Annotated in this window: 19 protein-coding genes and 1 tRNA gene; 17 read left to right on the top strand and 3 right to left on the bottom strand. The window is 63.6% G+C overall.

What is annotated here, in order from left to right:
* The first annotated feature begins 36 nt into the window (after positions 1-36).
* From nusA to AC3WK8_RS19525, 9 genes are all read left to right on the top strand, one after another.
* Entirely contained in the window at positions 37-1,518 is a 1,482-nt protein-coding gene (gene nusA / locus AC3WK8_RS19565) for a transcription termination factor NusA (protein WP_085599010.1), read from the top strand.
* A gap of 26 nt (positions 1,519-1,544) precedes the next feature.
* Positions 1,545-4,058: a translation initiation factor IF-2 gene (gene infB / locus AC3WK8_RS19560; protein WP_103325646.1), complete on the top strand. Its 2,514-nt coding sequence runs from the start codon at positions 1,545-1,547 to the stop codon at positions 4,056-4,058.
* A gap of 159 nt (positions 4,059-4,217) precedes the next feature.
* Positions 4,218-4,619 (top strand): 30S ribosome-binding factor RbfA, encoded by a 402-nt coding sequence (gene rbfA / locus AC3WK8_RS19555; RefSeq protein WP_103325645.1) that lies wholly within the window; start codon positions 4,218-4,220, stop codon positions 4,617-4,619.
* Positions 4,620-4,622: 3 nt separating this feature from the next.
* Positions 4,623-5,540, top strand: coding sequence for a tRNA pseudouridine(55) synthase TruB (gene truB, locus AC3WK8_RS19550; protein WP_085599014.1), 918 nt, complete (start codon positions 4,623-4,625; stop codon positions 5,538-5,540).
* A 140-nt stretch (positions 5,541-5,680) separates the two neighbouring features.
* A complete protein-coding gene (gene rpsO / locus AC3WK8_RS19545) occupies positions 5,681-5,950 on the top strand; it encodes a 30S ribosomal protein S15 (protein WP_022642180.1) in 270 nt (89 codons plus the stop codon).
* 198 nt (positions 5,951-6,148) lie between these two features.
* Entirely contained in the window at positions 6,149-8,254 is a 2,106-nt protein-coding gene (gene pnp / locus AC3WK8_RS19540; protein WP_085599016.1) for a polyribonucleotide nucleotidyltransferase, read from the top strand.
* Positions 8,255-8,382: 128 nt separating this feature from the next.
* Positions 8,383-8,458 (top strand) — tRNA-Thr (locus AC3WK8_RS19535).
* 449 nt (positions 8,459-8,907) lie between these two features.
* Entirely contained in the window at positions 8,908-9,429 is a 522-nt protein-coding gene (locus AC3WK8_RS19530; RefSeq protein WP_103325644.1) for a hypothetical protein, read from the top strand.
* A 434-nt stretch (positions 9,430-9,863) separates the two neighbouring features.
* A complete protein-coding gene (locus AC3WK8_RS19525; protein WP_031320853.1) occupies positions 9,864-10,160 on the top strand; it encodes a DUF6388 family protein in 297 nt (98 codons plus the stop codon).
* A 63-nt stretch (positions 10,161-10,223) separates the two neighbouring features.
* Here AC3WK8_RS19525 and nadC read toward each other — a convergent pair whose 3' ends face one another.
* Entirely contained in the window at positions 10,224-11,072 is an 849-nt protein-coding gene (gene nadC, locus AC3WK8_RS19520; protein WP_053136962.1) for a carboxylating nicotinate-nucleotide diphosphorylase, read from the bottom strand.
* Positions 11,073-11,434: 362 nt separating this feature from the next.
* On the opposite strand from nadC, the gene AC3WK8_RS19515 reads away from it, so the two are divergent.
* From AC3WK8_RS19515 to AC3WK8_RS19495, 5 genes are all read left to right on the top strand, one after another.
* Positions 11,435-13,663 (top strand): DUF1631 domain-containing protein, encoded by a 2,229-nt coding sequence (locus tag AC3WK8_RS19515; protein ID WP_085599017.1) that lies wholly within the window; start codon positions 11,435-11,437, stop codon positions 13,661-13,663.
* Positions 13,664-13,726: 63 nt separating this feature from the next.
* Positions 13,727-14,287, top strand: coding sequence for a 1,6-anhydro-N-acetylmuramyl-L-alanine amidase AmpD (ampD, locus tag AC3WK8_RS19510; protein ID WP_022642186.1), 561 nt, complete (start codon positions 13,727-13,729; stop codon positions 14,285-14,287).
* Entirely contained in the window at positions 14,284-15,120 is an 837-nt protein-coding gene (ampE, locus tag AC3WK8_RS19505; RefSeq protein WP_103325643.1) for a regulatory signaling modulator protein AmpE, read from the top strand. The genes ampD and ampE overlap by 4 nt, the downstream gene beginning before the upstream one ends.
* Positions 15,121-15,300: 180 nt before the next feature.
* The gene (locus AC3WK8_RS19500) at positions 15,301-17,331 is read left to right on the top strand and encodes a methyl-accepting chemotaxis protein (RefSeq protein ID WP_103325642.1); all 2,031 of its coding nucleotides are present in this window, start codon (positions 15,301-15,303) and stop codon (positions 17,329-17,331) included.
* A gap of 164 nt (positions 17,332-17,495) precedes the next feature.
* Positions 17,496-17,867, top strand: coding sequence for a hypothetical protein (locus AC3WK8_RS19495; protein ID WP_103325641.1), 372 nt, complete (start codon positions 17,496-17,498; stop codon positions 17,865-17,867).
* Here the strand turns inward: AC3WK8_RS19495 and AC3WK8_RS19490 are convergent.
* Positions 17,853-18,644 carry a TatD family hydrolase gene (locus AC3WK8_RS19490; RefSeq protein WP_103325640.1) on the bottom strand — a complete coding sequence of 264 codons (792 nt, stop codon included), beginning with the start codon at positions 18,642-18,644 and terminating at the stop codon, positions 17,853-17,855. The two genes, AC3WK8_RS19495 and AC3WK8_RS19490, sit on opposite strands and share 15 nt — an antisense overlap.
* 3 nt (positions 18,645-18,647) lie before the next feature.
* The gene (gene cra / locus AC3WK8_RS19485) at positions 18,648-19,643 is read right to left on the bottom strand and encodes a catabolite repressor/activator (protein ID WP_022642192.1); all 996 of its coding nucleotides are present in this window, start codon (positions 19,641-19,643) and stop codon (positions 18,648-18,650) included.
* 297 nt (positions 19,644-19,940) lie between these two features.
* Between cra and ptsP the strand changes: the two genes are divergently transcribed.
* The 3 genes from ptsP to AC3WK8_RS19470 all read left to right on the top strand — a co-directional run.
* Positions 19,941-22,802 (top strand): phosphoenolpyruvate--protein phosphotransferase, encoded by a 2,862-nt coding sequence (gene ptsP, locus AC3WK8_RS19480; RefSeq protein WP_103325639.1) that lies wholly within the window; start codon positions 19,941-19,943, stop codon positions 22,800-22,802.
* Entirely contained in the window at positions 22,802-23,743 is a 942-nt protein-coding gene (gene pfkB, locus AC3WK8_RS19475; protein WP_103325638.1) for a 1-phosphofructokinase, read from the top strand. The genes ptsP and pfkB overlap by 1 nt, the downstream gene beginning before the upstream one ends.
* Positions 23,744-23,754: 11 nt before the next feature.
* Positions 23,755-25,452, top strand: a 1,698-nt coding sequence (locus tag AC3WK8_RS19470; protein ID WP_103325637.1) for a PTS fructose-like transporter subunit IIB, incomplete at its 3' end; no start/stop codon positions are given.

Here is a 25,452-nt window from a genome sequence, read left to right as displayed (position 1 = left end):
CGCGGATCCAATGGCTTGCGAAAGGCGAGGCGTACGATGAGCAAAGAAGTACTGCTGGTTGTTGAGTCGGTATCCAATGAAAAGGGTGTACCGGCAAGCGTGATTTTTGAAGCGCTGGAGCTGGCCCTGGCCACTGCTACCAAGAAGCGTTTTGAAGACGAAGTGGACCTGCGTGTGGATATCAACCGCCACACCGGTTCCTATGAAACTTTCCGTCGCTGGACTGTGGTCGAAGAAGCCGACCTGGATGATCCGGCGGTGGAGATCTGGCCGAGCAAGGCCCACGAGACTCATCCCGATGCCAAGGTCGGTGATGTGATCGAGGAAAAGATCGAATCCATCGAGTTCGGCCGCATCGCTGCCCAGACCGCTAAGCAGGTCATCGTGCAGAAGGTTCGCGAAGCCGAGCGCGCACAGGTGGTGGATGCCTACCGCGAGCGCCTGGGCGAGATCATCTCCGGCACCGTCAAGAAGGTGACCCGGGACAACGTGATCGTCGACCTGGGCAACAACGCCGAGGCGTTGCTGGCTCGTGAAGACATCATCTCCCGTGAGACTTTCCGGGTTGGCGTGCGCCTGCGCGCGCTGCTCAAGGAAATCCGCACCGAGAACCGCGGCCCGCAGCTGATCCTGTCGCGTACCGCTCCGGAAATGCTGATCGAGCTGTTCCGTATCGAAGTGCCGGAAATCGCCGAGGGCCTGATCGAAGTCATGGCCGCTTCCCGTGATCCGGGTTCGCGGGCCAAGATCGCCGTTCGCTCCAAGGACAAGCGCATCGACCCGCAGGGCGCGTGCATCGGTATGCGCGGTTCGCGCGTCCAGGCCGTTTCCGGCGAATTGGGCGGTGAGCGCGTAGACATCGTACTGTGGGACGAGAACCCGGCGCAGTTCGTGATCAACGCCATGTCGCCGGCCGAAGTAGCGGCCATCATCGTCGACGAAGATGCCCACGCCATGGACATCGCCGTTGGCGCTGACAACTTGGCCCAAGCCATTGGCCGCGGCGGTCAGAACGTGCGCCTGGCTAGCCAGTTGACTGGCTGGACCCTGAATGTGATGACCGAATCGGACATCCAGGCCAAGCAGCAAGCAGAAACCGGCGACATCCTGCGCAATTTCATCGACGAGCTGGAAGTCGATGAAGAGCTGGCGCAGGTTCTGGTTGATGAAGGCTTCACCAGCCTGGAAGAGATTGCCTACGTACCGTTGGAAGAAATGCTCAACATCGACGGCTTTGACGAAGACATCGTCAACGAGCTTCGCGCTCGCGCCAAGGACCGTTTGTTGACTAAAGCCATCGCTACTGAGGAAAAGCTGGCAGACGCCCATCCGGCCGAAGACCTGCTCTCGCTTGAGGGTATGGACAAGGATTTGGCGATGGAACTGGCGGTGCGCGGCGTAGTTACCCGCGAAGACCTGGCCGAGCAGTCTATTGACGACCTGCTCGACATCGACGGCATCGACGATGATCGTGCCGGCAAGTTGATCATGGCCGCCCGAGCCCATTGGTTCGAGTAATAGGCGCGGCCTGAGGAGAGAAGTGCATGACGCAAGTCACGGTGAAACAACTGGCCGATGAGGTCAAAACACCGGTAGAGCGCCTGCTGCAGCAGATGCGTGAGGCAGGTCTGCCGCACACCGCCGCCGAGGAACATGTGAGCGACAGCGAGAAACAATCGCTGCTGACTCACCTGAAAAGCAGCCACAAGGCGAAAGTGGAAGAACCGCGCAAGATCACTTTGCAGCGCAAGACCACCAGCACCCTGCGTGTCGCTGGCAGCAAGAGCATCAGCGTTGAAGTGCGCAAGAAGAAAGTCTTCGTGCAGCGCAGCCCGGAAGAAATCGAAGCCGAGCGCCAGCGTGAACTGGAAGAGCGTCGCGCAGTAGAAAATGCTGCCCGTCAAAAGGCTGAAGAAGAAGCCAAGCGCCGCGCCGAAGAAGAAGCGCGTCGTCAGCCTGCTCCGGTTGCCGAGCCTGTCGTCGAAGCTGTCGCGGAGCCAGCCCCGGTGGTGGTCGAGCCTGTGCAGGAGGCGCCAGCGGCGGCTCCAGCTCCGGTTGCGGATGCTCGCAAGAAGGATGAACAGCGTCGTCCGGACAAGTCCCGCAACGACGACAACCGCCGTGGTGGCGATGGCGAGCGCAAGAACGCTCCGCATCGTGCCTCGGTCAAGGAAAAGGCTCCTGCGCCACGCGTTGCCCCGCGTACCACCGACGAAGAAAGCGATGGCTTCCGTCGTGGTGGCCGCGGCAAGGCCAAGCTGAAGAAACGCAACGCTCACGGTTTCCAGAACCCTACCGGGCCGGTGATTCGTGACGTGCAGATCGGCGAGACCATCACCGTGGGCGAACTGGCCCAGCAGATGTCGGTGAAGGCTGCTGAAGTCATCAAGTTCATGTTCAAGCTGGGTACCCCAGCCACCATCAACCAGGTACTGGACCAGGAAACTGCCCAGCTGGTTGCCGAGGAACTGGGCCACAAGGTGACCCTGATCAGCGACACCGCCCTGGAAGATTCCCTGGCCGAGTCCCTGAAGTTCGAAGGTGAAGCGGTTTCCCGTGCGCCGGTCGTGACCGTAATGGGCCACGTTGACCACGGTAAGACCTCGCTGCTGGACTACATCCGCCGCGCCAAGGTGGCTGCGGGCGAAGCCGGTGGCATTACCCAGCACATCGGTGCCTACCACGTGGAAACCGAGCGTGGCATGGTCACCTTCCTCGACACTCCTGGTCACGCCGCGTTTACCGCAATGCGTGCCCGTGGTGCCAAGGCGACCGACATCGTGATCCTGGTGGTCGCGGCGGATGACGGCGTGATGCCGCAGACCATCGAAGCTGTCCAGCACGCCCAGGCTGCTGGCGTTCCGCTAGTGGTTGCGGTGAACAAGATCGACAAGCCGGGTGCTGACCTGGACCGTATCCGCAGCGAGCTCGCAGCGCACGGCGTGACTCCGGAAGACTGGGGTGGCGATACTCCGTTCGTACCGGTCTCCGCGAAAATGGGTACTGGCGTCGACGACCTGCTCGAAGCCGTCCTGCTGCAAGCCGAGGTATTGGAACTCACCGCAATGCCTTCGGCCCCTGGCCGTGGCGTAGTGGTCGAGTCCCGTCTCGACAAGGGTCGTGGTCCGGTGGCTACCGTACTGGTTCAGGACGGTACCCTGCGTCAGGGCGACATGGTGCTAGTTGGTTCGAACTATGGCCGCGTGCGCGCCATGCTCGACGAGAACGGCAAGCCGATCAAGGAAGCGGGCCCGGCCATTCCGGTCGAGATCCTCGGCCTGGACGGAACCCCGGACGCTGGCGACGAGATGAGCGTGGTGGCTGACGAGAAGAAGGCCCGTGAAGTGGCCCTGTTCCGTCAAGGCAAGTTCCGCGAGGTCAAGCTGGCCCGCGCCCACGCCGGCAAGCTGGAAAACATCTTCGAAAGCATGGGCCAGGAAGAGAAGAAGACGCTCAACATCGTCCTCAAGTCCGACGTCCGTGGTTCGCTGGAAGCCCTGCAAGGTGCGTTGAACGGCCTGGGCAACGACGAAGTGCAAGTACGCGTGGTCGGCGGCGGCGTCGGTGGTATCACCGAGAGCGACGCCAACCTGGCACTGGCTTCCAACGCTGTACTGTTCGGCTTCAACGTGCGTGCCGATGCCGGCGCGCGCAAGATCGTCGAGCAGGAAGGTCTGGATATGCGTTACTACAACGTGATCTACGACATCATCGAAGACGTCAAGAAAGCCCTGACCGGTATGCTGGGCAGCGACGTCCGGGAGAACATCCTGGGGATCGCCGAAGTCCGCGACGTGTTCCGTTCGCCGAAGTTCGGTGCGATCGCCGGTTGCATGGTCATCGAGGGTGTCGTGCACCGTAACCGTCCGATCCGCGTACTGCGTGAAGACATCGTTATCTTCGAAGGCGAGCTGGAATCCCTGCGCCGCTTCAAGGATGACGCTTCCGAAGTGCGTGCCGGCATGGAATGCGGTATCGGCGTCAAGAGCTACAACGACGTCAAGGTTGGCGACAAGATCGAAGTCTTCGAGAAGGTCCAGGTTGCTCGCAGCCTCTGACTCGCGCACTTCAAGAGCCCCGATGGATCGCCGCATGCAAATGCGCGGCATCGCTGGCGGGCTCTAAACGCAACGCCCGGTCCGGCTTCTGCCAGGCCGGGCGTTTGCCGCTTTCAGACCACACGGATTTCGCCGTGAGGCAGTAACAGGTAACAAGACATGGCAAAAGAATATAGCCGTACCCAACGCATCGGCGATCAGATGCAGCGCGAACTGGCGCAACTGATCCGCCGCGAAGTCAAGGATCCACGTGTCGGCCTGGTGACCATCACCGCCGTGGACGTCAGCCGCGATGTCGGCCACGCGAAGATCTACATCACCGTCATGGGCCAGGAAGGCGCCGAGTCCATCGCCCAGAGCATCAAGGTGCTGAACTCGGCTGCAGGTTTCCTGCGCATGCAACTGGCCCGCGAAATGAAGCTGCGCAGCGTGCCGCAACTGCACTTCCATTACGACGAGAGCGTGGCCCGTGGCGCGCACCTGTCGGCGCTGATCGAGCGTGCCGTGGCTGAAGACAGCCTGCACGGCGAAGCCTCTGCTCCTGAAAACACCAAGGAGTAAGCGGTGGCCCAGGTCAAGCGTATCCGCCGTAACGTCAGCGGCATCATCCTGTTGGACAAGCCCCTGGGCTTCACCTCCAACGCGGCATTGCAGAAGGTCCGCTGGCTGCTCAATGCCGAGAAGGCCGGCCATACCGGCAGCCTCGACCCCCTGGCCACCGGCGTGCTGCCGCTGTGCTTCGGCGAGGCCACCAAGTTCTCGCAATACCTGCTCGATTCCGACAAGGGTTACGAAACCCTGATGCAAATGGGCAAGACCACCAGCACCGCGGATGCCGAAGGCGAAGTGCTGCGTACCCGCGAAGTGACCGTTGGTCGTGCCGATATCGAAGCGGTATTGCCGGAATTTCGTGGTGAAATCAAGCAGATACCACCCATGTACTCCGCCCTCAAGCGTGACGGCCAGCCTCTCTACAAGCTGGCTCGTGCAGGGGAAGTGGTGGAGCGCGAACCGCGTTCTGTTACTATTGCGCGCCTGGAATTGCTCGCCTGCGAAGGTGACACCGCTCGCCTGGCGGTGGATTGCAGCAAAGGCACCTATATCCGCACCTTGGTGGAGGATATTGGTGAGAGGCTCGGTTGTGGTGCGTACGTCGCGGAACTGCGGCGGACCCAGGCCGGCCCTTTCAGCCTGGCCCAGACGGTCACCCTGGAAGAGCTCGAGGCAGTGCATGCCGAAGGTGGCAACGAGGCGGTTGATCGTTTCCTGATGCCATCGGATAGCGGCCTGCAGGATTGGCCCTTGCTGCACTTCTCGGAACACAGTGCGTTCTACTGGCTCAATGGCCAACCGGTACGCGCTCCCGATGCACCGAAGTTCGGCATGGTGCGGGTACAAGATCACAACGGTCGCTTCATCGGTATCGGTGAAGTGAGCGAAGACGGGCGCATCGCGCCGCGTCGACTGATTCGGTCAGAGTGACCGAAACCAGCCCGGGTAACAGCGGGCTGGCGAGTGTGGCTGTCAGCAGGCACGGTCACCACTCTTTTTTAGATACAGGGATTTGTCCCTGGCCTGTTGAAACTGTTCTTGAACAGTTTCCTGATATAAGGAATGCCCACATGGCACTCAGCGTTGAAGAAAAAGCTCAGATCGTAGCCGACTACCAGCAAGCTGTTGGTGACACTGGTTCGCCAGAAGTGCAAGTTGCACTGCTGACCGCCAACATCAACAAACTGCAAGGTCACTTCAAGGCCAACGGTAAAGACCACCACTCCCGTCGTGGCCTGATCCGCATGGTAAACCAGCGTCGTAAGCTGCTGGACTACCTGAAGGGCAAGGACCTGAGCCGTTACAGCACCCTGATCGGTCGTCTGGGTCTGCGTCGCTAATCAGCGATTGCGCTATGAGGTTGGTTGCTTGCCATGCGTCAGCGGTTTTTCCGCCGGCGTATGGCAGGCTTCCAGCCTCAAGTTTTATCTGGGCTGTAGTTTTACCTGGACAATAAAGGCTGGGCCGATTCCCACCGTTGCCCAAGAATTTCGCAAGAACACAAGTTTCCCCAAGAGCCACAAAGAAGGTAGGACACCGTGAACCCGGTAATCAAGAAATTCCAGTTCGGTCAGTCGACCGTAACCCTCGAGACTGGCCGTATCGCCCGTCAGGCCTCCGGCGCAGTATTGGTCACCGTTGACGACGACGTCAGCGTATTGGTGACCGTAGTGGGTGCCAAGCAAGCCGATCCAGGCAAAGGCTTCTTCCCTCTGTCTGTCCACTACCAGGAAAAAACCTACGCCGCCGGCAAGATCCCTGGTGGTTTCTTCAAGCGTGAAGGCCGTCCTTCCGAGAAAGAAACCCTGACCTCGCGTCTGATCGACCGCCCGATCCGCCCTCTGTTTCCAGAAGGCTTCATGAACGAAGTGCAGGTTGTCTGCACCGTGGTTTCCACCAGCAAGAAGACCGATCCGGACATCGCTGCGATGATCGGTACCTCCGCTGCCCTGGCCATCTCCGGTATTCCTTTCGACGGCCCGATCGGCGCTGCCCGCGTCGCTTTCCACGAAAGCACTGGCTACCTGCTGAACCCAACCTACGAGCAACTGGCTGCTTCGAGCCTGGACATGGTCGTAGCCGGTACCGAAGAAGCGGTACTGATGGTTGAGTCCGAAGCCAAGGAACTGACCGAAGACCAGATGCTGGGCGCCGTGCTGTTCGCCCACGACGAATTCCAGTCGGTAATCAAGGCCGTCAAGGAACTGGCCGCCGAAGCCGCCAAGCCAACTTGGGACTGGGCGCCTGCCGCCGAAGCCACCGAGCTGCTGGGTGCCATCCGCGCCGAGTTCGGCGACGCCATCTCCCAGGCCTACACCATCACCGTCAAGGCCGACCGTTATGCCCGCCTGGGCGAGCTGAAGGACCAAGTGGTCGCCAAGCTCTCCGGCGAAGAAGGCCAGCCATCGGCTGCCGAAGTCAAGGCCGCTTTCGGCGAGATCGAATACCGCACCGTTCGCGAGAACATCGTCAACGGCAAGCCACGTATCGACGGCCGCGACACTCGCACCGTACGTCCGCTGAATATCGAAGTCGGCGTCCTGGCCAAGACCCACGGTTCGGCCCTGTTCACCCGTGGCGAAACCCAGGCCCTGGTCGTCGCGACCCTGGGTACTGCCCGTGACGCCCAGCTGCTGGACACCCTGGAAGGCGAGAAGAAAGACCCCTTCATGCTGCACTACAACTTCCCGCCGTTCTCGGTGGGCGAGTGTGGCCGCATGGGCGGTGCTGGTCGTCGTGAAATCGGCCACGGCCGCCTGGCCCGTCGTTCCGTCCAGGCCATGCTGCCGGATACCGACTCGTTCCCGTACACCATCCGCGTGGTATCGGAAATCACCGAGTCCAACGGCTCCAGCTCCATGGCTTCGGTCTGCGGTGCTTCCCTGGCCCTGATGGACGCCGGTGTACCGATGAAGGCTCCGGTTGCCGGTATCGCCATGGGCCTGGTGAAGGAAGGCGAGAAGTTCGCCGTCCTGACCGACATCCTGGGTGACGAAGACCACCTGGGCGACATGGACTTCAAGGTAGCCGGTACCGCCAAAGGCGTAACCGCGCTGCAGATGGACATCAAGATCAAGGGCATCACCGAAGAAATCATGGAGATCGCCCTGGGCCAGGCCCTGGAAGCTCGCCTGAACATCCTCGGCCAGATGAACCAAGTGATCGGCCAGTCGCGTACCGAGCTGTCGGCCAACGCTCCGACCATGATCGCGATGAAGATCGACACCGACAAGATCCGTGACGTCATCGGTAAAGGCGGCGCCACCATCCGCGCGATCTGCGAAGAAACCAAGGCTTCGATCGACATCGAAGACGACGGTTCGATCAAGATCTTCGGCGAAACCAAGGAAGCGGCAGAAGCTGCTCGCCAGCGCGTCCTGGGTATCACCGCAGAAGCCGAGATCGGCAAGATCTACCTGGGCAAGGTCGAGCGTATCGTCGACTTCGGCGCCTTCGTCAACATCCTGCCGGGCAAGGACGGTCTGGTGCACATCTCCATGCTGAGCGACGCTCGCGTAGAGAAAGTCACCGACATCCTGAAAGAAGGCCAGGAAGTGGAAGTGCTGGTACTGGACGTGGACAACCGCGGCCGTATCAAGCTGTCCATCAAGGACGTGGCGGCAGCCAAGGCTTCGGGCGTTTGATCACCCGCTAGCCTCACGCTGAACAAGCAAGCGCCCCGACTGGTTCGGGGCGTTTTGCTATCTGCGCTTGATATCTCTTTGCCCTCTTGCCTGGCGCGCCCCGGGCGCCGGTGCTAGGTTTAGCCCACGCCGGTGTAGCTCAGTCGGTAGAGCAGCGCACTCGTAACGCGAAGGTCGCAGGTTCGATTCCTGTCTCCGGCACCAGATAGCAGGCCAGGGCCGTTCATCACTGCCTACGCCCTTAGAACACCCCGAAAGACACCGAGCTACAAAACGTCACCAGGCCGCTTCAGCCAATATGCCGAGTTCGCAGGTTGTATCTAAAAACCATGCTAGATGGTCGTCATAGCTTGCTCTATCAGCTCCAGAGCTTTCCTGCTCAATTCAGTTGAGCGCCTTCTAGTTGCCTGTTGAAATGTGTCTGATTTGCAGATTCCGACAATCCATAAACAAATACATCAACTAAGAGTTTGCTTGTACTTAACCAGCATCACGGAATGGCTTCGCGCCTTATTCGTTGCTACTGGCTTTGTGCTCTTTGTGCCTGGATGAGTTTTGGGCTCCGTTGTACATGCCCAGATGGGTCATGAAGTGTGTGGTGGCCGCTAGGGGCGTTGCGCATAATGACAGCCGGGAATCATGGAGTGTCCAGTGTGAAGAAGTGGAAGTTGGCTGTGTTCGGTGTGGTGTCGTTGGCCCTTGCAGGCTGCGAGAAAGGACCTTCCTATGAGTTTGAGGGCCAATACTTCGCCGCTGAAGGAGAAAATTGCACGACTCCAGCGAGTACCAAGGATCTTGAGCACTATTTTCTGAAGATAACCAAGCAGGTGGGCTGGGGACGCGTGTTGTATTCCGCCACTTTGCCATCAGCGGTCAAGGCCGGGCTGCCTGCTGTCAGTGCGCAAGGCGTCTCGCCCAATGATGACAATGAACTCACTTTCCATTTCAGCAAAGCCAGGGTGACCGGGGTTCCTCCAGAGAATCCGGACTTCAATATCGTCGTTACCGTCATTCCCAATAAAAACAGGGAAGGGCATCTTTGGCTGATCAAGGAAACGATGATCATTAACAAGGATGGGGAAGTGAAGGAGTTCGATATCCTTGAGCGTCTGAGAGACCTTATCGAGGTCGGGCAAACAGGCGCTTGCTTGAGAAAAGCAACGGCGACGGGCTGATTCTTGCAGCCCTGATTGGCTAATGCCGATCAGTCAAGGCGCTTGTAGGAGCGAGGCTTGCCCGCGATGCGCGCTACCGTTAACGAGCGTCGACCGGCTGCTCCTACAGGGGATCACCTCGCTTAACTGACGGGCATTACCCCCTTTGAAACACCGATATAGCCCATCGCTTTGGCGGGGTCTGCGAAATCCTGTTTCGCAGGGTTCTGGTGGGCTGGTGTTTGGCGATGCTCCGCAAAACCTCCGATTTTTCTGCAATGGGTGCATCAGGTCATATAAATCACCGGCCAAAGCCCCTATATTCGGTCCCTGTCTGAGTACCAGCATGCTGTTTTCAGATGATCCCGAATGGCTCTGCAGGCCGGTTGAATCGAGCGGCCCAGAGATCCCAGCGACCCCGATCCATTTCCATTCCCAAGATCAGAGAGAACGAGATGATTCCTAAAGAGGCAAGAATCGACGTAGCGCTTGAAAGGTACCTGGCTGCCACGCCTTCCTTGCAAGAAGAAATCAGCGCCCTGAGCCCTGAGGAACAGAAGCAACAGGCGCAATGGGCCTTTGAAGATGAGGCGGAGTCTCGCGGCATCGAGCCGTGGGAACTGGTGCTCGACCTGGTGGCCGAGACGCCCGAGGAGCTGAAGGCCATGCGCCTGGAAGTACACCAGGAGGTTGCCGAGGCACTGGGCATGGATCTTCAGGACTATCTGGAACTCAACGAAATCGACGATTGAGCGCTAGCGGCGGCAAGCTTCAAGAACGCTTCTTGAAGCTTGTAGCCAAACCCGCCGCAGTTTTCAGAGGCTCAGGCGCATGGACAGGTCCAGGGCCTTCACATCCTTGGTCATGGCGCCGATGGAGATGTAGTCCACGCCGGTCTCGGCGATCGGACGCAAGGTACTTTCGTTGATCCCGCCGCTGGCTTCGAGCTTGGCCTGGCCAGCATTCAGGCGCACAGCCTCGCGCATGTCGTCCAGGCTCAACTCGTCGAGCATGATGATATCGGCACCCGCCGCCAGCGCTTCTTTCAATTCCACCAGGCTTTCCACTTCCACCTCCACCGGCTTGCCCGGGGCGATCTTGTGGGCGGCGCTGATCGCCTGGGCGATACCACCGCAGGCGGCGATATGGTTTTCCTTGATCAGGAAGGCGTCATACAGGCCGATGCGGTGGTTGTGGCAGCCGCCGCAGGTGACTGCGTACTTCTGTGCCAGGCGCAGGCCGGGCAGGGTCTTGCGGGTATCCAGCAGCTTGACCTGGGTATCGGCGACAAAGTCCGCCAGGTAGCGAGCGCGGGTGGCCACCCCCGACAGCAGTTGCAGGAAGTTCAAGGCGCTGCGCTCGCCGGTGAGCAGCGAGCGGGCCGGGCCTTCGAGATGGAACAGCGCCTGGTTGGGCACTACCCGCTCGCCATCCGCCACCTGCCAGTGCACGGCGACCCGTGGGTCCAGTTGGCGAAACACCGCATCGACCCAGGCGGTACCACTGATCACCGCCGCTTCCCGGGTAATGATGGTGGCCTTGGCCAGGCGTTCGGCCGGGATCAGTTGCGCGGTGATATCGCCGCTGCCGATGTCTTCCAGCAGTGCGCGGCGCACGTTGGCTTCGATTTCGGCGGTCAGGTCGGCGAGGCGTAGATTCGGCATAACGGACTCCACAAACAAAGTGCGCCGATTATAGGGGCATGGGATCGGCGAACCCAAGGCGGCTAATCGGCAACCCCGGACCGAACCTGTGTTTCGTCGCTTTGTCTGAATTGATGAGAGATTTTTCCTAGAAACCTAAGGGTTATTTCCGAGGAGTCGACAGAGTCTGCTGGCGTAACAGGGGAGTTTTACAAGATAATGCGACTTGTAATTGACGTCATAGCTTTGACGTGTCTTTGGCTTCCCCTTACATGAAGTGCAGCGCAGTGCATTTATGCCTTCGCTCAGAGTCGGCTGTGAGCGTCACCGGCTCGGCAGGACCTTGATATCGAACCGAAGAAACACCTTTGCAGGAGGCTTGGATGCACAACGACGGGAATGTAGTGCCTTTGCACAAGGCTGCTACAGATCAGGCGAGCGCTTCGCCGTTGGCCCGCCTGCCTGTGATTCTGCTTCAGGTTCGTGACAAGGCCGCCCAGCAGCTGCGCCATGGCTTGCAAGAGCTGTTCGATAACGCCGACGACACCTTGTTCGAGATGGCTGACCGGGCCCAGGACAACATCGAGCAGAACATCCTGTTCGAGGCCATGCGCGACCTGCGCCTGAAGCGCAAGAGCATCGAGCGCGGCTTTCTCGAGAAGTTCTTCGAGGCCTTCGCCGGCCTGGTCCAGTACGACCCGGCCCTGGTCATCGCCCATGCCGCGGCCTACGACCCGGAGCAGCAACCCACCCGCGATGACCTGGAAAAGACCGTCGCCGTGGATGCCATGGTGGCCAAGGTGCTCAACCGGGCCGGCTTCGCCCTGGGGCACCTGACCGCACGCCTGGGAGTATTGCTGGGCCGGCGCCTGGCCGAAGGCGAGAACCCCCTGGGGCCGGCGCTGCTCTGCGAATATTTCCTGCAGGCCGGTCGCAGCCTGGGGGTGGAGATCAAGGTCAAGCTGATCATCCTCAAGCTGTTCGAGCGCTACGTGCTCAGGGAGGCCGAGCAACTCTATGCCGAGGCCAACCAGTTGCTGATCGCCACCGGCATCCTCCCCGACCTGCTGCCGGCCCCGGCGCGGCGTGCTTCGGACCGGGTCCGCGCCGAGGTCCAGGACGAGGCTGGCCAGGGCGGCGCTGGTAAAACCGGACAACATCCCTTCGACGAAAGCGTCCAGGAAGTCTTCGCTGCCCTGCAGACCCTGTTGCTCCATGTGCGCGGCAGTGTGGCGCCGACCCTGGAAGCCAGCGCCGAGACCCAGCCGATCTCCACTCGCGACCTGCTGCGCCTGCTCTCGCACCTGCAGCAGTACGTGCCGCCACCCAGCCTCCAGGACGATTTCGACCTGCGCAACCAGCTGGAGCAGTTGCTGACCCGGGTCAGCGTCAAGAGCGGCAAGTCGCGGGTGGTGGATGTGGCCGACGAAGACGTGATCAACCTGATCGCGATGCTGTTCGAATGCATCCTGGACGACCGCAACCTGCCGGACTCGCTCAAGGCGCTGATCGGCCGCCTGCAGATCCCCATGCTCAAGGTGGCGGTGCTGGACAAGAGCTTCTTCAGCCGTGGCAGCCATCCAGCCCGGCGCCTGCTCAATGAAATCGCCGCCGCAGCCATGGGCTGGGGCGGCTGTGACGACCACCAGCGTGACAGCCTGTACCTGCGTATCGAACAAGTGGTGCAGCGGCTTTTGAGCGAGTTCAGCGACGACCCGGCGATCTTTTCCGAGCTGCTGGCGGACTTCCTGGCCTTCACCGCGGACGAGCGTCGTCGGGCCGAGTTGCTCGAACAGCGCACCCGCGATGCCGAAGAAGGCCGGGCCAAGGCCGAGCTGGCCCGGCGCCGGGTGGAACAGGCGCTGAACCAGGCCTTGCTGGGCAAGGTCATGCCCCAGGTGGTGGTGGATTTCATCCGCGATGCCTGGAGCCAGGTGCTGTTGCTCAGTTGCCTGAAGCACGGCGACGACTCGCCGCAGTGGCAGGCGGCCGAACAGACCATGGAACAACTGATCTGGAGTGTGCAGCGCCATGCCGAGCCGGACACCGCCATGCGCCTGCTGGCCCTGGTGCCCGGCCTGCTCAAGGGGCTGCGCGACGGCCTGAGCGGCGCGGCCTTCGATCCTTTCGCCACCAGCGAATTCTTCGCCCAGCTGGAGCTTCTGCACCTGCAGGTGTTCGAGCACCAGGCCCTGGCCACGCAACAGCCTGTGGTCGCCCAGGAGCCGGCACCTACGGACATGGTCGAGGTGGCCCAGCAGATCGTCCTGCCCAGTGCCGAGGAAGGCCCGCTGGAAGCGGCGCCCCTGGCCTTGCCGGTCAATGACCCGAGCCTGCAACTGGTGGACCAGCTGCGCCTGGGGGCCTGGGTCGAGTTCCAGGAGGATGAAGACAGCATCTTGCGCTGCAAGCTGGCAGCCATCGTTCCCCATCCCGTGGCCAAGTACGTATTCGTCAACCGTACCGGGATGAAGGTGCTGGAGCGCACCCGCATGGGCCTGGCCCTGGAATTCCAGCGTGGCGCGGTACACGCCCTGGACGACACCCTGCTGTTCGACCGGGCTCTGGAATCGGTGATCGGCAATCTGCGGCGCCTCAATCACGGCAAGTGATCGCAACCGGCACCGGGATCGCGGCATACTGGGCCACTCAAGGCTTTAGTTGAAGGAATCGGTATGCGGCTGGACCCTGCCACGGGTTGGTGCGATGGCGTACGTCACTGTCCGTCACCCAATTTCAATGAACGCCCGGCGGGCGAGATTTCCCTGCTGGTGATCCATAACATCAGCCTGCCGCCGGGGCAGTTCGGCACCGGCAAGGTGCAGGAATTCTTCCAGAATCGCCTCGATGTCACAGAGCATCCCTATTTTGCCGGGATCGCCGACTTGCGCGTGTCCGCGCATTTTCTGATCGAACGTGACGGCGCGGTCACCCAGTTTGTCTCCTGTCTGGAGCGGGCCTGGCATGCCGGGGTGTCGAGTTTCGAGGGGCGCGAGACCTGCAACGACTTTTCCCTGGGCATCGAGCTGGAAGGCACCGACGAGCTGCCGTTCACCGATGCCCAGTACCAGGCGTTGAATCTCTTGACCGAGCAATTGCAGGCGGCCTTCAGCGCCATCACGCCACACAGGATTTGTGGCCATAGCGATATCGCGCCCGGGCGCAAGACCGATCCGGGCCAGGCTTTCGACTGGGCACGCTATCGTGCCGCCTTGGAGAAGGGGGAAGGGCAATGAGTTTTCTGGTGTTGCTGCTGGCGGTGTGGATCGAGAAGTTCTCGGCCCTGCGCCAGAAAGTGCAGCGCGACGGCTGGTGGCTGGCGCGCCTGGCACGACTGGAATCGAGCCCGCGCATGGCCGGGCGTCCCTGGAACCTGCTGGGCTTGCTGGTGCTGCTGCCGGTGCTGGTGCTCGGTTTGCTGTTGCTGATCTTGCAGCCGCTGGCCTACGGCCTGCTGGCGGCGCCGCTGCACCTGCTGGTGGTGATCTACGCCCTGGGGCGCGGCGACTTGCTCGGCGGCCTGGGGCCGTTCCGCGATGCCTGGCGGCGCGAGGACCTGCAAGCGGCGCTGCACGTGGCCAAGCGCGACCTGGGCATTGGTGGCGACAACGGCGAGCAGTTGCTGGAGCGAGTCCAGGGCCACTTGCTGTGGCAGGCCTACCAGGGCTTCTTCGCGGTGATCTTCTGGTACTTCCTGCTGGGGCCGGTGGCGGCCCTGAGTTATCGCCTGCTGGCGCTGGCCGCCGAACACGGCAAGAACCCGGCCCTGGTGGAGCGCGCGGCGCAACTGCGGCATGCCTTCGACTGGCTACCGGTACGCTTGCTGGCGGCAAGCTTCGCCCTGGTGGGCAACTTCGTGGCGGTGGGCCGGGTGATGCTCCACGAACTGCTCAACTGGCACATCGACGCCGCGCATCTGGTGGAGAAAGTCGGCCTGGTGGCCGCTGAGATCCCGCCGCCAGTCACCGGCCCCGAAGGCATCAACAGCCTGGACCGCATCTGGGAACTGCTGCTGCGGGCCGCCGTGCTCTGGTACGCCGGTTTCGCCCTGTATACCGTGCTCATCTGAGCCTTCTGGCGAGGGGGCCGGCTCCCTCGCCCTGTTCCCCGCAGCGCCGCCCTGGCGCGGTTAACTTTAAGTTACAAAACCTCCCCCGAAATTACGCTATACAGACGGAGCGCCGAATAGTGGCTATCTGCTGCCTTCGCCTGCCTGCCAATAAAAATAAAAGAAAAGGGAGACTTCTTTGTGAAGAGCTTGCTCTATCCCGCTGTCGCGCTGATGAACCGCCTGAGCTTCGGCATGAAGTTCAGCCTGATCAGCGTGCTGTTCTTTGTACCCATGCTGGTGACCAACTTTTATCTGGTGCGCGATTCCTACCGCGAGTTCCAGGGCACCCGGGTCGAACTGCAAAGCCTCGACCTGCTGGGCAGCAGCCTGGCCTTGCGCCGCGACCTGGAGACCCTGAACAACCAGGTGCAAATCAACGCCGGCCTGGGCCAGTCCGGCAAGGCGGGGGACCTGGAGAGCAAGATCGCCGCCCAGGAGCGCCTGGTGCTCGAGCGCCTGCAAGCCATGCAAGCGGTGACCACCGACCCCCAGCAGGTGGAGATCTTCAACGCCAAGCGCGATGAACTGGTGACGGCCTTCAAGGCCCAGCAAGTGGAAAACTCGCTGCTGAACAAGAGCGGGCTGATTGGCAAGCTGCTGGGCAGCGCGCAGCTGTTCAGCCAGATCATCGCCAGCCAGTCGGGCCTCAGCCGCGATGCCCAGGGCGATATCCGCCAGCTCAGCGAGCTGATCACCAGCGTCACCCCGCAAGTCACCCAGATCCTGGGCGAAGGCCGGGCCATGGGCGCCTTCTCCCTGGGCCAGGGCTTTCTCAATTCGTCCTCCAGCACCCGTTTCGACGAACTGCTGGTGCAGATCGAAAAACTCCAGGCCGAGTATGGCCTCAAGCTCCAGGACGCCCTGGGTTCCAGCCGCGCCGCCCACGATGCCCTCGACGGCGCGGCCAATGCCAGCAAGGCCAGCCTCAAGCAGGCCAGCGAGCTGTTCGAGGAGCAGGTGGTGATGGCCGAGACCCTGGAGGCGCCCTGGCCGGCGTTCTACGAGCAGGTCAGCCAACTGATGGGGCAGACCTACCAGCTCAACGAAAACACCCTGAAGTTCCTCGACGTCGAGCTGCAAAAGCGCCTGGCGCAGAACCGTAGCCACATGGTGCTGCTGGTGGCGGCCCTGGCCCTGGTATTCCTCTCGATCGTCTACCTGTATGGCGGTTTCTACGCCTCGACCCGCACCACCCTGCGTCGCCTGGGCGCCATGATGGACAAGGTCGCGGCCGGCGACATGACCGTCACCTTCACCGCCCACAGTCGCGATGAGCTGGGAGAGCTGGGCAGCCTGTTCAACGGCACGGTGCTGAAGATCCACGACTTGATCGAGCGGGTCGGGCATACCGTCAGCGAGGTCGAGCGCCAGGCCGGGCAAGTGGAAAACGTCTCGGCCCAGAGCAACCAGGCGGTGGCCGGCCAGCGCAGCCAGATCGAGCAGGTGGCCACGGCGATGAACCAGATGTCCGCCACCTCTCAGGAAGTGGCCCGCAGCGCTGCGGCGGCGGTCAGCAGCGCCCATAGCGTCAACGACGAAACCATCAGTGGCCGGGGCCTGGTGGAATCCCAGCAAGGCAGCATTGCCCGGCTGGCCAGCGAGATCGACCAGTCGGTGCTGGTGATCAACCAGCTGGCCAGCGATAGCCAATCCATCAGCCGGGTGCTGGAGGTGATCAAGAGCATCGCCGAGCAGACCAACCTCCTGGCCCTCAACGCGGCGATCGAGGCGGCCCGGGCCGGCGAGCAGGGGCGCGGGTTCGCCGTGGTGGCCGATGAAGTGCGGACCCTGGCCAAGCGCACCCAGCAGTCCACCGAAGAAATCGAAGACATGATCGGCAAGCTGCACGGCGGGGTCAGTGCGGCGGTCAAGGCCATGGGCAGCAGCCATGCCATGGCCAATGGCACGGTCGATCAGTCGGAGAAGGTCCAGCAGGCCCTGGAAAACATCCTCGGCGCGGTGGGCATGATCGTCGACCAGAACCAGCAGATCGCCGCGGCGGTGGAACAACAGACGGCGGTGGCCCACGACATCGACCAGAACATCGTCGAGATCAACCGCGCTGGCGAACGTACCGCCGAAGGCGCGCACCAGACCGAGGATGCCAGCCGCCAGCTCGCGGCCCAGGTGGTCCAGCTCAAGCAGTTGATCGGTGCGTTCCGGGTCTGAGCCCGCCCTGTAGTGCAGCTCGGCCAGGCCGGGCTGCCACAAGCTGTAGTAATTAATCGCTTTGTCTGGGGTGTTTTTCCTGTTTTCCTGCGCGTTTTTTCCGGGCGCCGCCTGCGCCCGGCCAGTCAGCCATGGCGTGTCCATGGCCCTGAGGAAATACGCCAATGACTGTTTCTTCCGGAGTCCTGGGACGCTGCGCCCACTGCCAGGCCCTGCTCGACCTTGAACCCTGGCAACTCAACGCCATGGCCATGCAGGAGCCTTTCGCCTGCAAGCACTGCCACAAGCCGCTCAAGCTCGATTGCCCCGCACAGGTCAAGCGCCTCAAGACCCTGGGCTCGTTCGCCACCCTGCGGGCGCTGTTGATCGTGCTCTGTGCCACGGTGCTGCTGGTGAGCCTGGCGCTGCAATGGATCGGGCTGCTGGAGCGCAGCCTGCAACTGGGCATCTCGGCGCTGGTGCTGGTGGGGTACCTGCTGGTGATGACGGTTGCCCGGCGCCGACAGCGCCGCCCCCTGCTGCTACAGGCCGGCTGAGGACCAGCCGAACACTGCGCAGGCGTTACGGGTGCTGGCGCTGGCCAGGTGCTCGGCGTCGACGCCGATGATTTCGGCCAGGGCCGCGCAGATATCCGGCAGGTGCTGGGGGCTGTTGCGCTGGTTGGGGTACATCGCCGGGGCCATGTCCGGCGCGTCGGTCTCCAGCACCAGGGCTTCCAGCGGCAGTTCGGCGAGCACCTTGCGCAGGCGCAGGGCCTGGGGCCAGGTCGCGGCGCCGCCCAGGCCCAGCTTGAAACCCAGCTTGAGGTATTCCCGGGCCTCCTCGCGGCTGCCGGCGAAGGCGTGGATGATCCCGCCGCGCTGGAGCTTGAAGCGCTTCAGGGTGGCGATCACCGCCGCGTGGCTGCGCCGCACATGCAGCAGCGCCGGTAGCTGGAAGTCCGCCGCCAGCTGCAGTTGGGCCTCGAACAGCGCCTGCTGGCGCTCGCGGTCCAAGTGCTGGAGAAAGTAGTCCAGGCCGATTTCGCCCACCGCGCACAGTTGCGGATGCCCGGCCAGGCGCGCCAGCCAATCGCCCAGGTGCTGCAGGTCGGCGGGCTGGTGATCGTCCAGGTACACCGGGTGCAGGCCGAAGGCCGCATAGAGCTGCGGGTCGCCTTGCACCAGGTCCCAGACCCGCTGCCAGTTGCCCTGGTAGACCCCCAGCACCACCATCCGGCCGACGCCCCGGGCGCGGCTGTCGGCCAGCAGCGCCGCACGATCGGCGTCGAAATCCGGAAAATCCAGGTGGGTGTGGCTGTCGATCAGCTCCACGGTTCAGCCCTGCTGGATACGCTGCTTGAAGGTTCGGGCGATGGCTTGTACGCCGGGCTGGTACTGGCCTTCTTCGATAGCTGCCAGGGCCAGTTGCAGGGCGGTGTCGGCGATCAGCTGATGTTGCTGGGCCATGGCGTTGACCGGCAGCGGCAGGAAGTCCAACAGTTGGGTGTCGCCGAAGGTCCCCAGGCGCAGTGGCCGGGACTTGAGCGGGAAGTCGTGCAGGGCATCGAACACCCCTTGCAGCAGCACATAGGAGGTGGTCACCAGGGCATCGGGCAGGTGGCCCAGGCGCTGCAGCAACTCTTCCATCAACTGCCGGCCGCAATCGCGGCTGAAGGCCTCGCCGTGCTCGATCACCACGTCGCCGCCGAAACCCTCCAGGGCCTGGCGGAAACCCGCGGCCCGCTCCTGGCTGATGCTCAGCTCCGGGCGGGCGCCGAGCAGCACGATCTGCCGGGGCTCGGGTTGCAGCAGGCTCTGGGTCAGGTGCAGGCTGGCTTGCAGGTCGTCGCTGATCACCGAGCAGAACTGCCCGGCCGGCATTACCCGGTCGATGGCGATGATCGGCAGCCCCTGGGCCTGCAATTGCTGGTAGCTGTCGTCTTCCGGCGGCAGGCAGCTGGCGACGATCAGGGCATCGCAGCGGCGCGCGCGAAACAGTTGCAGCAGTTGCCGTTCGCTGTCCGGCGCATCGTCGGAGCTGGCGATCAGCAACTGGTAGCCCCGGGCGCGGGCGCCTTGCTCGAGCAACTTGGCGATCCGTGCGTAGCTGGGGTTCTCCAGGTCCGGGAGAATGAAGCCCAGGGTCCGGGTATGGCGGCTGCGCAGGCCGGCCGCCTGGGGGTTGGGAGTGAAGCCGTGTTCTTCGACTACCGCTCGCACCCGCTCCACGGTGGCGTTGCTGATCCGTTGCTGTTCGGCCTTGCCGTTGATGACGTAACTGGCGGTGGTGACGGACACACCGGCCAGTCGAGCGATATCACTGAGTTTCAACCCGGGATTTCCTTATTTTTGGTGCTTGCCCCGACATTTTCGCCAATCCTACCTGATTTGGGCACGCGACCAATGTCGGAAGCGGCAGGCGACCAGCAGGGCTTCAAGAGGCGAAGATTATCGAGTAACTTGCCGATCCTGCTAGATTAAACGTTTCAGCAGGCGTATTTTCTGGGCCAAAGCGTAAACGTAGAAGCGCCTCCGCCGGCTGGCCAGTCCCATTTTTGGCCATGACAGCGCCTACGCTGCTGACTTAAAACAATACCTAGCGCTGCCCCGCGCTAAATAGGAGAACCCATGCTCGAACTCACCGTAGAGCAGATATCCATAGGCCAGACGGCTGTGGATAAGTCCGCGGCATTACGCTTGCTGGCCGACAAACTGGTGGCCGATGGCCTGGTGGCCGCGGGTTACCTGAGCGGCCTCGAACAGCGCGAGGCCCAGGGCTCGACCTTCCTTGGCCAAGGCATCGCCATCCCCCACGGCACCCCTGAAACTCGCGACCAGGTCTTCGCCACCGGCGTGCGCCTGCTGCAGTTTCCCGAGGGCGTGGACTGGGGCGACGGGCAGATCGTCTACCTGGCCATCGGCATCGCCGCCAAGTCCGACGAGCACCTGCGCCTCCTGCAACTGTTGACCCGCGCCTTGGGCGAGACCGACCTGGGCCAGGCCCTGCGACGCGCCAGCTCGCCGCAGGCGTTGCTCAAGCTGTTGCAGGGCGCGCCCCAGGAACTGGCGCTGGATGCGCAGATGATCGGCCTTGGGGTGGCGGCCGAAGATTTCGAAGAACTGGTGTGGCGCGGTGCGCGCCTGCTGCGCCAGGCCGAGTGCGTGAGCAACGGCTTTGCCGCCGTGCTGCAGCAGGTCGAGGCGCTGCCCCTGGGAGATGGCCTGTGGTGGCTGCACAGTGAACAGACCGTGTTGCGTCCGGGCCTGGCCTTCGTCACCCCGGACAAACCCATCCGTTACCTGGGCCAGCCGCTGAGTGGCCTCTTCTGTCTGGCCAGCCTTGGTGAAGCCCACCAGGCCCTGCTCGAACGTCTGTGCGCCCTGTTGATCGACGGTCGTGGCCAGGAGTTGTGGCGTGCCACCAGCACCCGCGCGGTGCTCGAAGTACTGGGCGGCGAGTTGCCGGCGGACTGGCCCAGTGCCCGGATCGCCCTGGCCAACGCCCATGGCCTGCACGCGCGCCCGGCCAAGGAGCTGGCGCAACTGGCCAAGGGGTTTGACGGCGAGATCCGCATTCGTCTCGCCGACGGCAACGAACCGGCAGTCTCGCTCAAGAGCCTGAGCAAGTTGCTCAGCCTCGGCGCCCGCCGTGGCCAGGTGCTGGAACTGATCGCCGAGCCGAGCATCGCCACCGAGGCCTTGCCGGTGTTGCTGGCGGCTATCGAGCAAGGGCTGGGCGAAGAGGTCGAGCCCTTGCCGACCGTCGCGGCGCCCGTGGACGTGCCGCAAGAACTCGCCGCCCGGGTCAGTGCCCCAGCACCCGGCAGCCTGGTCCAGGCCGTACCGGCGGCCCCCGGGATCGCCATCGGCCCGGCCCATGTGCAGGTCCAGCAGGCCATCGACTATCCGCTGCGTGGTGAGTCTCCCGCCATCGAGCGCCAGCGCCTGCAGCAGGCCCTGGGCGAGGTGCGCGAGGACATCCAGGGCCTGATCCAGCGCAGCCAGGCCAAGGCCATCCGCGAAATTTTCATCACCCACCTGGAAATGCTCGACGATCCCGAGCTGGTGGACGAGGTGCAGGCCCGCCTCAAGCAGGGTGAAAGCGCCGAGGCCGCGTGGATGAGCGTGATCGAAAGCGCCGCCCGGCAACAGGAGTCCTTGCAGGATGTGCTGCTGGCCGAACGCGCCGCCGACCTGCGCGACATCGGCCGCCGGGTGCTGGCCCAGCTGTGTGGTGTGCTGGCGCCGGTGGAGCCGGAGCAACCCTACATCCTGGTGATGGATGAGGTCGGCCCCTCGGATGTAGCCCGCCTGGACCCAGCCCGGGTGGCCGGGATTCTCACCGCCCGTGGCGGCGCCACGGCCCACAGTGCCATCGTCGCCCGGGCCCTGGGCATCCCGGCCCTGGTGGGCGCGGGCGCCAGCGTGCTGCTGATCAAGTCCGGCACGCCCTTGCTGCTGGATGGCCAGCGCGGCCGGCTGCATGTCGACGCCGATAGTCACACCCTGCAGCGGGCCGCCGAGGAACGCGACAACCGCGAGCAGCGGCTCCAGGCCGCCGCCGAACAGCGCCACCTGCCGGCCCAGACCCGCGACGGTCACGCGGTGGAAGTGTTCGCCAACGTCGGGGAAAGCGCCGGCGTCGCCGCGGTGGTGGAGCAGGGCGCCGAAGGCATCGGCCTGCTGCGCACCGAACTGATCTTCATGGCCCATTCCCAGGTCCCGGACGAAGCCACCCAGGAAGCCGAATACCGCCGTGTGCTCAATGGCCTGGGCGGGCGGCCGCTGGTGGTGCGCACCCTCGATGTGGGCGGCGACAAACCGCTGCCCTACTGGCCGATCGCCCAGGAGGAAAACCCCTTCCTAGGCGTGCGCGGCATCCGCCTGACCCTGCAACGCCCGCAGATCATGGAAGCGCAGTTGCGGGCGCTGCTGCGCTCGGCGGACAACCGCCCGCTGCGGATCATGTTCCCCATGGTCGGCAGCGTCGAGGAATGGCGCCAGGCCCGGGACATGACCGAGCGCCTGCGCCAGGAAATCCCCGTGGCCGATCTGCAACTGGGGATCATGGTCGAGGTGCCCTCGGCGGCCCTGCTGGCCCCGGTACTGGCCAAGGAAGTGGACTTCTTCAGCGTCGGCACCAACGACCTCACCCAGTACACCCTGGCCATCGATCGCGGCCATCCGACCCTTTCGGCCCAGGCCGATGGCCTGCACCCGGCGGTGCTGCAACTGATCGACATCACCGTGCGCGCCGCCCATGCCCAGGGCAAGTGGGTCGGCGTCTGCGGCGAGCTGGCGGCCGACCCGCTGGCGGTGCCGGTGCTGGTGGGCCTGGGCGTGGATGAACTGAGCGTCTCCGGACGCAGCATCGCCGAGGTCAAGGCGCGCATCCGCGAACTCAGCCTGGCCCAGGCCCGAACCCTTGCTCAACAGGCCCTGGCCGTCGGCAGCGCTAACGATGTGCGCGCCTTAGTGGAGGCCATGTAATGGCGAAGATTCTCACCCTGACCCTCAACCCGGCGCTGGACCTGACCGTGCCCCTGGCGCGCCTGGAAGTGGGGCAGGTCAACCGTAGCGAGGCCCTGCACGTGCATGCCGCCGGCAAGGGGGTGAACGTGGCCCAGGTCCTGGCCGACCTGGGCCATCGCCTGACCGTCAGCGGCTTTCTCGGGGCCGGCAATCCCCAGGCTTTCGATGAGTTGTTCGCCCGCCGTGGGTTCGTCGATGCCTTCGTTCGCGTGCCGGGGGAAACCCGCAGCAACATCAAGCTGGCCGAGGCCGATGGACGGGTTACCGACGTCAACGGCCCGGGCCCGCGGGTCGACGCCGTCGCCCAGCAAGCGCTGCTGGCGCGCCTGGAGCAGATCGCCCCCGGGCATGACGCGGTGGTGGTCGCCGGCAGCCTGCCCCAGGGCGTGGGCCCGCAATGGTTCCAGGCCTTGTTGCTGCGCCTGAAGGCCATGGGCCTGAAGCTGGCCCTGGACACCAGCGGCGCCGCCTTGCGTGCCGGGCTGGCGGCCGGGCCCTGGCTGGTCAAGCCCAATGGCGAGGAACTGGCCGATGCCCTGGGCCGGCCGGTGGCCACGCCGGACGACCAAGCCGCCGCTGCGCGCCAGTTGCAGGCCCAGGGTGTCGAGCATGTGGTGGTCTCCCACGGCGCCGAGGGCGTCCACTGGTTCGCCGCTGGCCAAGCCTTGCAGGCGCTGCCGCCCAAGGTCGCGGTGGTCAGTACCGTGGGCGCCGGCGACTCGTTGCTGGCCGGGGTGCTGCACGGCCTGCTCGCCGGCCAGGACGCTGCCCAGGCTCTGCGCACGGCCACGGCCATCGCCGCCATGGCGGTGACCCAGATCGGTTTCGGCATCGGCGACCGGGCACAACTGGCCCGGCTGGAACAGGGGGTGCGCGTGCAGCCCCTGGCAGAACAATAAGAGAGGTGCCCATGAAGTTAGCCATCGTTACCGCCTGTCCCAACGGCATGGTCACCAGCGTGCTCTGCGCACGCCTGCTGGACGCCGCGGCCCAGCGCCAGGGCTGGAGCACCAGCGTCGAGGTCCACGACCCGGCCCGTCCCGAGCGCCAGCTGTCGGCCGCGACCCTGGCGGCGGCCGAGTGGGTGCTGGTGGTCAGCAGCGGGCCTGTGGATCTGTCGCGTTTCGTCGGCAAGCGGGTCTATCGCAGCAGCCCGTCCCAGGCCCTGCAGGATGTGGATGCCTTGCTGCGCCGGGGCGCCGAGGACGCCCAGGTGCTGATGGCCGCGCAAGAGCCGGGTGAGCCCGCGCCCAGCATCGAACAATCAATGCCACGGTTGGTGGCGATCACCGCTTGCCCCACTGGGGTGGCCCACACCTTCATGGCCGCCGAGGCCTTGCAGCAGGCGGCCAAGCGCCTGGGTTACCAGCTGCAAGTGGAAACCCAGGGTTCGGTGGGCGCGCGCAATCCGCTGAGCGCCGAGGCCATCGAGCAAGCCGATGTGGTGCTGCTGGCGGCGGACATCGAAGTGGCCACCGAACGCTTTGCCGGCAAGCGCATCTATCGCTGCGGCACCGGGGTGGCGCTGAAGCAGGCCGAGGCGACCCTGCACAAGGCGCTGGCCGAAGGCCGGCCGGAGTCCGTGGCCAGTGGCGCCCAGGCACCGGCCAAGCCAGACAAGGCCGGGGTCTACAAGCACCTGCTGACCGGGGTTTCGTTCATGCTGCCGATGGTGGTGGCGGGCGGCTTGATGATCGCCCTGTCGTTCGTCTTCGGCATCACGGCCTACAAGGAGGAGGGCACCCTGGCCGCGGCCTTGATGCAGATCGGTGGTGATACCGCCTTCAAGCTGATGGTGCCGTTGCTGGCTGGCTACATCGCCTACTCCATCGCCGACCGGCCGGGGCTGGCCCCGGGGATGATCGGTGGCCTGCTGGCCAGCACCCTGGGCGCGGGGTTCATCGGCGGTATCGTCGCCGGGTTCCTGGCCGGGTATGCGGCCAAGGTGATCAACCGCTACCTGCATTTGCCCCAGGGCCTGGAAGCCTTGAAGCCGATCCTGATCATCCCGTTGCTGGCCAGCCTGTTCACCGGCCTGGTGATGATCTACGTGGTGGGCAAGCCGGTGGCGGGCATGCTCGGGGCCCTGACGCATTTCCTCGACAGCATGGGCACCACCAACGCGATCCTGCTGGGGGTGTTGCTGGGGGCGATGATGTGCGTGGACCTGGGCGGTCCGATCAACAAGGCGGCCTATGCGTTTTCGGTGGGGCTGCTGGCGTCCCAGAGTTATGCGCCGATGGCCGCGGCCATGGCGGCGGGGATGGTGCCGCCCATTGGCCTGGGCATTGCGACCTTCATCGCTCGGCGCAAGTTCGCCCAGACCGAGCGGGAGGCGGGCAAGGCGGCCCTGGTGCTGGGGTTGTGCTTTATCTCCGAGGGGGCGATTCCGTTCGCGGCCAAGGACCCGTTGCGGGTGATCCCGGCTAGCATTGCCGGTGGGGCGTTGACCGGGGCCTTGTCGATGTACTTTGGCTGCAAGTTGATGGCGCCCCATGGGGGGTTGTTCGTGATGTTGATTCCGAATGCGATCAATCATGGGGTGTTGTATTTGCTGGCGATCGTGGCGGGGAGTTTGTTGACGGCGGGGGTGTATGCGGTGGTGAGG

Source organism: Pseudomonas sp. FW507-12TSA, from assembly GCF_058781435.1.
This window is presented reverse-complemented; position numbering and strand designations above follow the sequence as displayed.